Here is a 10,444-nt window from a genome sequence, read left to right on the forward strand (position 1 = left end):
ATTTCTTTTGAAGAATTAAAACCACAAGTTCGGTTGATTAGTAATGGAACTATTTTACCGAATTCAGAGGAATTGAAATTCAATTTTGAAGCTGTTAACTTGAAGGCGGTAGACGTCCGCATCATCAAAATTTTTGAAAATAATGTGTTACAGTTTCTTCAGGATAATTTTTTTCAGACTACTAATGAATATGCCCTAAAACGTGTTGGTAGACGGATTGCAAAACAAACCATTACCCTGCAAAATGATGGGGTTGAAAATGATGGGCGATGGAAAGCCTATAGCATTGATTTATCGAAGTTTTTCAAAGCTGACGCTGGCGCCATTTATCGTGTAGAATTGAGCATTAAAAAGGAATATTCACTATTTAATTGTGATAATTATAGCAGTGTCGAAAAATCGGAAGACGATTATTATAATGACTATTACGACGGCGATTATTATGAAGGCAATTACAACGAGAGCACCACTGAAGATGAGGATTTACGTGAGGAAGAATATTGGGACAATTTAATTTACAGCTACAAAAATTACAGTTACAATTGGAATGAGCAGAACAATCCTTGTCATGACGCGTATTACAATGAAGATCGTGTCGTGTCACAAAACCTATTGGCTTCTAATTTAGGTGTGATTGCTAAACAAGGTGCCAATAACTCATATTATTTTGCCGTTTCTAACATTTTGGATACTAAACCAGAAGGAGGGGCAATGGTCCGATTGTTTAATTTTCAACAACAGGAAATCGGAAAGGGCACAACCGATAGTGAAGGCTTGGTCAGTATAAAAATTGATAAACTCGCCACTTTCGCCATTGTCACTAAAGGGAAAAACACAACCTATATTAAATTGGACGATGGCAATTCATTGTCCTTAAGCAAATTTGACGTTTCGGGTAACAGTTTGCAACGCGGGCTTAAGGGTTATATTTATGGTGAACGTGGCGTTTGGCGTCCTGGAGATTCATTATTCCTAACCTTTATATTGAATGATAATGATAATAAATTACCAAAAGGACATCCTGTTAAAATGGAAATTAGCGATCCGAATGGTAAACTCGTTTACAAGAACATCAGTACGGAAGGCCTTAATAATTTCTACCGGTTTATCGTCCCAACCGATACGGAAGATAAAACTGGAAGTTATAGTGCTAAGGTTTCAGTAGGTGGCGCTTCATTTTATAAAAGTTTACGGATAGAAACTGTTAAGCCTAACCGTCTCAAAATTAAGATTGATTTTGAAGATGAGGTATTGGTTAATAATGAGCCTTTAAAAGGTACATTGGATGTCAAATGGCTGCATGGTGCACCTGCTAAAAACTTAAAAGCGGAGATCAGGGCGAAATTCAGCACCTCTTACGAAGGTTTTAAAAATTATAAGGATTATGAGTTTGTCGATCCGACGCGTTCGTTTTCTTCAGAAGAAATGACCGTTTTTGAAGGTGCTTTAAATGAAGAGGGCATAGCGAAAATCAACACATCGTTGAACATTGGCAAAAATGCTCCAGGCTTATTGAACGTCCAGTTTTTGGTTAGGGCTTTTGAAAATGGCGGCGATTTTTCATTGGACGCTTTCACAAAAACCTATGCGCCTTATAGTTCATTCGTCGGATTGAAATCACCAGAAGGCAACCGTTACGGTTCCTTTTTTACAGATGAAAACCAAACTTTTGATGTGGTTACCGTCGATGCAAAAGGCAACCCTGTAAAACGTGAAAACCTGGAAGTGAAAGTCTATAAAATTGAATGGCAATGGTGGTGGAATTCCTCTTATGATAATCTGTCGAGTTATGTGTCCAGCAGTTATCACAAGCCTTATTTGGACAAAAAAGTCACGACAGATGCTAACGGGAAAGGGAAATTCACGCTGAACATTCCTGAAAATGAACGCGGCCGTTACTTGATCAGAGTTATAGATCCACAAAGCGGACATGCGACTGGTAGAACGGCTTATTTCTATAAGAACTGGTATGAAAACACGCCTTCTGGAGATAAAGAAGCCGCAAAAATGTTGGTCTTTTCGGCGGATAAAGAAAACTATAATGTTGGCGAATCTGCTAAAATTACATTCCCGTCAGGAACCGAAGGAAGAGCGCTTTTGAGTATTGAAAATGGCTCTGACGTGTTGTCGTACAAATGGGTCATGACCACGCAAGGCGAAACCACGGTCAAAATACCGATTACTCCAGAAATGGCACCTAACGTGTTTGTCAATATTTCGTTGTTACAACCACATGCTACTACAGCCAATGATTTACCAATCCGATTATATGGCGTGATTCCGATTATGGTCGAAAATCCAGCGACTAAATTAAAACCGGAAATTAAAATGCCCGATGTGCTGCAGCCTGAGCAAGAGTATAAAATTGAAGTCAGCGAGAAGAATAAAAAAGCAATGACTTACACCATAGCTATTGTAGAAGAAGGCCTCTTAGATTTAACCCGATTTAAAACGCCAAATGCTTGGGATGAATTTTACGCGCGCGAATCGTTGGGTGTAAAAACTTGGGATATTTTTGATGACGTCATTGGCGCTTACAGCGGCAGTATCGATCAGGTTTTTGCCATTGGTGGCGATGAGAACGCTGCGGCAGGAAAAAACAAAAAAGCCAACCGCTTCAAACCTGTAGTCACTTATTTAGGTCCTTTTACATTAAGTGCAGGCGATAAGAAATCACATAAAATAAAAATGCCTAATTATATCGGCGCTGTAAGAGCGATGGTGGTCGCTGGAGATGCGAAAACCGAAGCTTATGGCAGTACTGATAAATCCGTTCAAGTAAAAAAACCATTGATGGTGTTGGCAAGTTTACCACGAAAATTGAGTCCAGGCGAAAAAGTGACCTTGCCGGTTACTGTGTTTACCATGGAAAATAAGGTAAAAAATGTGAGCATCAGTTTAAAACTGAGCGATGGAATATATATCGTTGGAGAAAAAACAAAATCACTGACTTTTGCTCGACCAGATGAACAAATGACTTATTTTGAATTGGATGTCAGCAAAGCAAAAGGCATCAACACTGTTGAAGTAATTGCAAGTGGTAATGGCGAAAAGTCAACCTACAAAGTAGAAATCGACGTTTTTAATCCCAACCCGATTACCTCAAAAGCATTGGATGAAACTTTAGAAGCTAATACGACTAAAACCATGGATTTCTCAACCTTTGGCGAAGTTGGAACCAATAGTGCTACCGTTGAATTTTCAACATTGCCACCGATGGATTTTTCCCGACGTTTACAATTCTTGATCCAATATCCTCATGGCTGTTTGGAACAAGTGACTTCCGGATTGTTTCCACAATTGTATTTGGGTGATATTTTCGATCTGACCTATCAGAAAAAACAGGAAATCCAAAAGAATCTTGAAAGTGGCGTCAAGCGTTTGGGGAATTACCAAAACCCAAGTGGTGGTATGAGTTATTGGATGGGAGAAAGTGCATCCAATGATTGGAGTACCAGTTTTGCTGGCCATTTTATGTTGGAAGCAGAGAATAAAGGATTTGTGTTGCCACTGACCTTTAAGAACAACTGGTTGCGTTACCAAAAACAGGCCGCCAGTGATTGGCGTCCAAGTTATAGAACCGCGAATACCGATTTAGCTCAGGCGTATCGTTTATATACTTTGGCTTTGGCCGGAAGTGCAGATTTGGCGGCCATGAACCGTTTGCGTGAGTTTAGCGAAATTTCCAATGAAGCCAAATGGCGACTCGCAGCGGCGTATGCCTTGGCAGGTCAAAAGGAAGCAAGTGATAAGATTTCGAGCACTGCAAACATCAATTTTGTACCTCAAGAGTATAACTATTATACATACGGTTCGGTCGATAGAAACAGAGCCATGGCTTTGGAAACGATGGTATTGACCAAGAATCCGAAAATGCGTGAATTGGCACAGGATGTTGCTAAAGATCTTTCCAGCAATCGCTGGATGAGTACACAAACCACCGCCTATAGTTTATTGGCCATGGCAAAAATGGTAGAAGCCAATGGTGGAAAAGCATTAAAAGTGGAATTCACGCTTAATGGCAAGTCTGAAATCATTGATACCAAAAGTGCCATCGCCCAACGCGAACTATCAGTTAAAGAAGGCAGTAATTCGTTTAGCTTTAAAAATAATCAAGCCAATGTCGTGTATGTACGCGTCTTGAATTCTGGCAGGTTGCCGCTTGGCAAAGAGATTTCAGAACAGCGCGGCTTAAGTGTCTCAGTGATTTATAAAAATTTGAAAGGAAACGTCATGGATATTTCGAAGCTTAACCAAGGGCAGGATTTTGTGGCCGTAGTGAAGGTAACCAATCTTAAAAATCAAGATGTAAATGATGTGGCGTTAACGCAAATCTTCCCGTCAGGTTGGGAAATCTTAAATACGCGTTTCACTGATTTTGGAGATTCCACTGTCAGTCAAGCGCGCTATACAGATATTAGAGACGACCGTGTCAACTTTTATTTCGACTTACCTAAGAAGGGGAAATATGATACCAAGACGTTTACGGTTATGTTGAATGCGTCGTATTTGGGTACTTATTATTTACCAGGTGTGCAAGCAGAAGCGATGTATGATAATGAGTTTTTGGTGCGAAGCAAAGGGAAATGGATTGAGGTTTTAAAGTAACAAATTCCTGCGTGGTTGCTGAGCTTTTCGAAGTAAAGGCAGGAAACCTTTAGGTTCAGCGTAGCTGTTGTTAAAAACCTCTCAGGTTTTCAAAACCTGAGAGGTTTGGCCAATTTTAAAAAGAGGTTAAACAACCACCTCGTCTTCAATTACTTTTCTGGAATTGAATCCACTCCTCCTTTCAAAGGAGGAGAAGTTAAAATTGTTACTAGATTTGAAAATCGTTCATTTTTTTAGAGCGTGAGAATTTTAATTTGTGATAAAGTTCTTAATATGGCCGAGTCAAAAATTCCTTCCCTTTTGAAGGGAAGGTGGCTTTAAGCTCAGAATAGAGCTTAAAGACGGAAGGGTTAATCCTGTATAAAAATAACAATCAGTCCTGACAGGTTTTCCTCCTTCGCTAAAGCTTCGGCGGACAAGTCAAAACTTGTCAGGTCTCTCATATCATATGAACAAAATAATAACCTACATAAAACATCACAAGTTCAAGTCTGCCATAACTTTTATAATTGTGGTGGTCTATTATTTTTGTTTACCAAGGCAACTGTTTAAAGATCCAACGGCAACGGTTATTACAAGTGGCAACAACGAACTTTTGGGCGCCGTAATAGCTCAAGATGGCCAATGGCGCTTCCCGCAAAATGACACGGTTCCAGAAAAGTTTAAAATATGCATCCTTCAATTTGAAGATGAATATTTTCAGTATCATACAGGATTCAATCCGGTTTCCATTGTTAAAGCATTTAAGCAAAACTTGAGTTCTGGCGGTATCAAAAGAGGAGGAAGTACGATCACGCAGCAAGTCATTCGTTTATCTAGAAAAGGACAATCCAGAACCTATTTTGAAAAAATTAGAGAAATAGTTTTGGCTACGCGCTTGGAGTTTAGGGCTTCTAAAGAACGAATTCTTTCCTATTACAGCAGCAATGCGCCGTTTGGAGGAAATGTGGTCGGTCTGGATGCCGCGTCATGGCGTTATTTTAATAGAGATGCCTCACAATTGTCGTGGGCAGAAAGTGCGACCTTAGCCGTTTTGCCAAATGCACCGAGTTTAATTTATCCAGGAAAAAACCAAGAGCAATTGCTCAAAAAGCGCGACCGATTATTGGAGAAATTACTGCAACAAAAACTTATTGATACTTTAACCTATCAATTGTCGATTGCAGAGGGTTTGCCACAAAAACCGTATCCCTTACCACAAATTGCGCCTCATTTGTTGCAAAAAGTTTCACAAACCCACTTTGGAAAACATGTGCAAACCAGCATTAAAAAGCCGATTCAAGAACAGGTCAACAGAATCGTTTCCAATAGCTACAATAGCTTAAAACAAAACGAGATTTACAATGCCGCGGTGCTGGTGTTGGATGTCAGAACCCGTAAAGTCATAGCGTATGTAGGTAATACGCCCACAGATAAGGAGCACGAAAAGGACGTGGACGTTATTGCCAAACCTCGAAGTACAGGGAGTATTTTGAAGCCGTTTTTATATGCTGCAATGCTGGATGCTGGAGATCTATTGCCCAACACTTTGGTGGCTGATGTGCCTACACAATATGGAAGTTACAACCCCGAAAATTTTGATAAGCAATATGATGGGGCAGTGCCAGCAAGTCGTGCACTGTCGCGATCGCTAAATGTCCCATCGGTAAGGATGTTGCAAGAATTTGGATTGGATCGGTTTCATCATTATTTGAAAGCTATGCATTTGAAAGATTTAAAGCATAATGCGAATCATTATGGACTGTCCTTGATTCTTGGTGGTGCCGAAAGTAATCTTTGGGATTTGTGCAAAAGCTATGCTGCCTTATCCTCTACCTTAAATCACTTTAACGAAACGTCGAGCGAATACTTCAAAAATGAATTTTGTGAACCAACTTTTTTAGCTGAAGAAACGATTGATTTCGGAAAGAAATCTTCTGAAAAGACCTTGTTTGATGCCGCTTCCATTTATCTTACTTATGAAAGTTTAAAAGAAGTCAACCGGCCAGAAGGCAATGAAAACTGGGAGTTTTATGACAGCTCCAAACAGATTGCCTGGAAAACAGGCACGAGCTTCGGGTTTCGAGATGGCTGGGCCATCGGTACTACTAAAGATTATGTCGTGGGCGTTTGGGTTGGTAATGCTGATGGCGAAGGCCGACCAGGCTTGGTGGGCGTACAAACTGCAGCACCGATTTTATTTGATGTATTTGATGTATTGCCAAAAAGCGATTGGTTTTCAAAACCTTTTGATGAAATGCAAGAGGTGGAAATTTGCGCACTATCAGGCTATAGAGCCTCTCCAAATTGTGAAAACAGAGAGCAGAAATTCATTCAAATAGCAGGACTAAAAACGCCGCCATGTCCGTTTCATGTGTTGGTGCATTTGGATAGGTATGAACAGTTTCAGGTTAATTCGTCTTGTGAGGATTTGAATAACATCGTTCATAAATCATGGTTTATTTTGCCGCCGCTTATGGAATATTACTACAAGGCTCAAAATCCGTTTTATAAGCCTTTGCCTCCATTTCGAGCGGATTGCATCGTAGAGAACGCCGGGGTCATGGAATTCATATATCCGAAGGAAAATAACAGCATTTTCTTACCCAAAGATTTTAACGGGCAAACCAATGAACTCATTTTAAGAGTGGCACATTCCAAGCCGGAAACCGAAGTGTTTTGGTATTTGGATGAAACCTATTTGGGCAGCACCAAAGACATTCACGAGTTCGCCATGCGCCCGAAACAAGGCAAGCATGTGATTACCGTAGTCGATGCATTTGGGAATGAAAGTAAGCGCTGGATTGAAATTTCAGAATAAGGCGTCTGAAAGCACGTTTAAAATTACTATTTTTGTCTTTAACCTATCAAACAAAAAATCTATGTTCGAAACTGTAAAAATGCTGCATTCTTATTGGGCTTATTTGGCTCTTATTATGATTGTGATTGCGACTTTAAACGCCTTGTTTAAATTTTTTGGTAACAAAGAATTCCATCCTATCGATTTCAGAATTTCCTTGTTCACACTTATTGTATTCCACATTCAGTTGCTGATTGGGATCGTATTATATGTTACTGGTCCTTATTTGAGCTCAATTTCCGAATTGGGAATGAAAGGAGTTATGGGAAATTCGATTATGCGTTCAAACATCGTGGAGCATCCTTTAATGATGATTATTGCTGTAGTATTTATTACTGTTGGTTATTCTAAACATAAAAAGAAATTGACCTCTAAGCCGAAATTCAAAATGTTGGCTATATTTTACACCTTGGCATTGATTTGTGTCCTTGCAAAAATTCCATGGAATACTTGGTTTTAATAGACCAACAGAACTTTTTAATCCATAAAAAAACCAGAGCTATTAACTCTGGTTTTTTGTTTTAATCTATTTTGAAACTGTATTCTTAATTTTAAGTTACGTCCTGGAAATCACGTCTAAATTATCTGTTCATGTGTTTCATTTCATCAATAAACGTATCTAAATCAACACCGTTAGAAACCAAGGTTAATGCTTTGTCCACAATGTACTTCACGTTATCAGGCCTAAAGCCTAACCCTACACCAATCTTTTTCAACAACACATCCTCGCCAGTGCCTTTAATACGGTCAACGTGTACCATACGCGCCAAATCATACATTCGTTCTAAACGATTGTCATAGGACGTCGGCGGATTGATGGGATGGGATTGATAATCTTTAAGAATATTTTTATATTCTCCCTCGCTGATGTCCAAATTACGAGCTAAGCGATCTAAAAATGCTTTTTCATCGTCAGATATCACACCATCATCCATGGCTACTCTAACAATGGCGGCAAAATGATCTTCATTACGCTTTTTAAATCCGCTATCAAATAAATCTGAAATTGACATATGTATTTTGTTTTAATTTTTGCATACTATCTCTATCAAAACTACAGATTTTTTTCATTATGGAACTAAAAAATGATATGAAAATTAGGTGGCGTTTGTCTTAATTTTAAAAAGCAAAGGGGCATTTCATGATTTGCTTTTTAAGATTTAATTCACAATTGCAATACGTTACATCTAAATTCTAAACTTTATATTTGCTTAAATTAAATTGTCTTGAGTAAATCACATCTCTCGCAAGCTTATGCACAGACTTTGCAAACGCAAGATCTGCAAGCTGCCATTTCCATAAACCAAAGTAAAACACATTTAAAAGGTCTTATCGGGTCGTCATTAAGTTTTGTCATTGCAGAAACTTTCAAGACCGCAGATCTTCCTTTATTGCTAGTTTTTAATGATAAAGAAGAAGCGGCGTTTTACCTGAATGATCTCGAAGTGCTGGTAAATAGCAAAGACGTACTGTTTTATCCTGGAAGTTACAGACGGCCGTATCAAATTGAAGAAACGGACAATGCCAATGTGCTTTTGCGAGCTGAAGTTTTAAATCGGATCAATTCTCGTAGAAAACCAGCCATTATTGTCACTTATCCGGATGCGCTTTTTGAAAAAGTAGTGACCAGAAAAGAGCTGGAGCGCAATACTTTAAAAATCTCTCTAAATGATAATTTGTCGATTGATTTTGTAAACGAAGTCTTGTTTGAATACCAGTTTAAACGTGTAGATTTTGTTACTGAACCTGGCGAATTCTCTGTCCGCGGTGGTATTGTGGATGTGTTTTCATTTTCACACAACGAACCTTACCGGATTGAGTTTTTTGGCGATGAAGTAGATAGCCTTCGGACGTTTGATGTAGAAACGCAATTATCCACCGAAAAAATCAACAAAATCAACATCATTCCCAATGTTGAAAATAAATTTTTAAATGAAAGTAGAGAAAGCTTCTTAAAGTATATTTCGCCAAAAACAGTTGTTTTTACTAAGAATGCAGATTTGTTGTTTTCAAGAATTGACGACTTTTTCGGAAAAGCTGAAGAGGCTTTTAAAACGCTTTCTACAGAAGTCAAGCGCTCTTCGCCAGAAGAATTATTTTGTAGTTCAAACCTGCTAAAACGTCAATTGCTCGATTTTACTTTGGTAGAATTTGGTACTTCGACAGTGCTCAGGAACCAAACCATTGAATTTCATACTGTACCGCAACCATCTTTTAATAAGCAATTTGATTTGCTCATTCAAAATTTAAACGACTTTCACGATAAAGGGTACACCAATTATATTGCTTGCGTAAGCGAACAGCAAGCCAAACGTTTTCATGATATTTTTGAGGATATCAATACCGAGCGCAGTAGAACCTTAGAGCACGGCATCCATTACCAAGCTATTGTTTTGTCCTTGTATCAAGGGTTTATTGATCATGACAATAAAATAACCTGTTATACTGATCATCAAATTTTTGAGCGGTATCATAAATTCCATCTAAAAAATGGCTACGCTAAAAAGCAGGCCATTACCTTAAAAGAATTGACCAATCTTGATATTGGCGATTATGTCACGCATATTGATCATGGTATTGGACGTTTTGGTGGCCTTCAGAAAATTGATGTGGAAGGCAAAAAGCAAGAAGCCATCAAATTGGTTTATGGGGAACGTGATGTGTTGTATTTGAGTATTCATTCGCTCCATAAAATCACGAAGTTTAACGGAAAAGATGGCAAGCCGCCGAAAATCTACAAACTAGGAAGCAACGCTTGGAAAACCTTAAAGCAAAAAACCAAAACCAGAGTTAAGGAGATTGCTTTTAATCTGATTCAGGTTTATGCCAAACGAAAATTGGAAAAAGGCTATCAATATAATCCCGATAGCGCTATGCAATTGGAGTTGGAAGCCTCTTTTATTTATGAAGATACACCAGATCAAAGTACTGCAACAGCCGATATCAAAATGGATATGGAAAGCGAACGTCCGATGGATCGACTGATTTGTGGCGATG

The 10,444-nt window shown here is 38.8% G+C and carries 5 protein-coding genes; 4 read left to right on the forward strand and 1 reads right to left on the reverse strand.

All coding sequences use genetic code 11. The annotated features are described in order from the left end of the window. Positions 1–33: 33 nt before the first annotated feature. From ABIQ28_RS09060 to ABIQ28_RS09070, 3 genes are all read left to right on the forward strand, one after another. Positions 34–4,608, forward strand: a complete 4,575-nt coding sequence (locus ABIQ28_RS09060; protein WP_348036565.1) for an MG2 domain-containing protein — start codon at positions 34–36, stop codon at positions 4,606–4,608. A gap of 448 nt (positions 4,609–5,056) precedes the next feature. Next, complete coding sequence (gene pbpC / locus ABIQ28_RS09065; RefSeq protein ID WP_348036566.1) at positions 5,057–7,408, forward strand: penicillin-binding protein 1C; 2,352 nt, start codon at positions 5,057–5,059, stop codon at positions 7,406–7,408. A gap of 61 nt (positions 7,409–7,469) precedes the next feature. Continuing rightward, a complete protein-coding gene (locus ABIQ28_RS09070; protein ID WP_348036567.1) occupies positions 7,470–7,907 on the forward strand; it encodes a hypothetical protein in 438 nt (145 codons plus the stop codon). Between the two features lie 121 nt (positions 7,908–8,028). On the opposite strand, the gene ABIQ28_RS09075 is transcribed toward ABIQ28_RS09070, so the two are convergent. Then, positions 8,029–8,460 carry a TerB family tellurite resistance protein gene (locus ABIQ28_RS09075; protein ID WP_348036568.1) on the reverse strand — a complete coding sequence of 144 codons (432 nt, stop codon included), beginning with the start codon at positions 8,458–8,460 and terminating at the stop codon, positions 8,029–8,031. A gap of 213 nt (positions 8,461–8,673) precedes the next feature. On the opposite strand from ABIQ28_RS09075, the gene ABIQ28_RS09080 reads away from it, so the two are divergent. Next, a partial coding sequence (locus tag ABIQ28_RS09080; RefSeq protein WP_348036569.1) for a CarD family transcriptional regulator occupies positions 8,674–10,444 on the forward strand: 1,771 nt, incomplete at its 3' end.

It is taken from the genome of Gelidibacter sp. (assembly GCF_039916245.1).
Taxonomy (GTDB): Bacteria; Bacteroidota; Bacteroidia; order Flavobacteriales; family Flavobacteriaceae; genus Gelidibacter.

Bases quoted from the DNA above. Each gene is read 5' to 3' on its own strand.
- ABIQ28_RS09075 (WP_348036568.1), bottom strand. From the start codon at position 8,460: ATGTCAATTTCAGATTTATTTGATAGCGGATTTAAAAAGCGTAATGAA.
- pbpC (WP_348036566.1), top strand. From the start codon at position 5,057: ATGAACAAAATAATAACCTACATAAAACATCACAAGTTCAAGTCTGCC.
- ABIQ28_RS09070 (WP_348036567.1), top strand. From the start codon at position 7,470: ATGTTCGAAACTGTAAAAATGCTGCATTCTTATTGGGCTTATTTGGCT.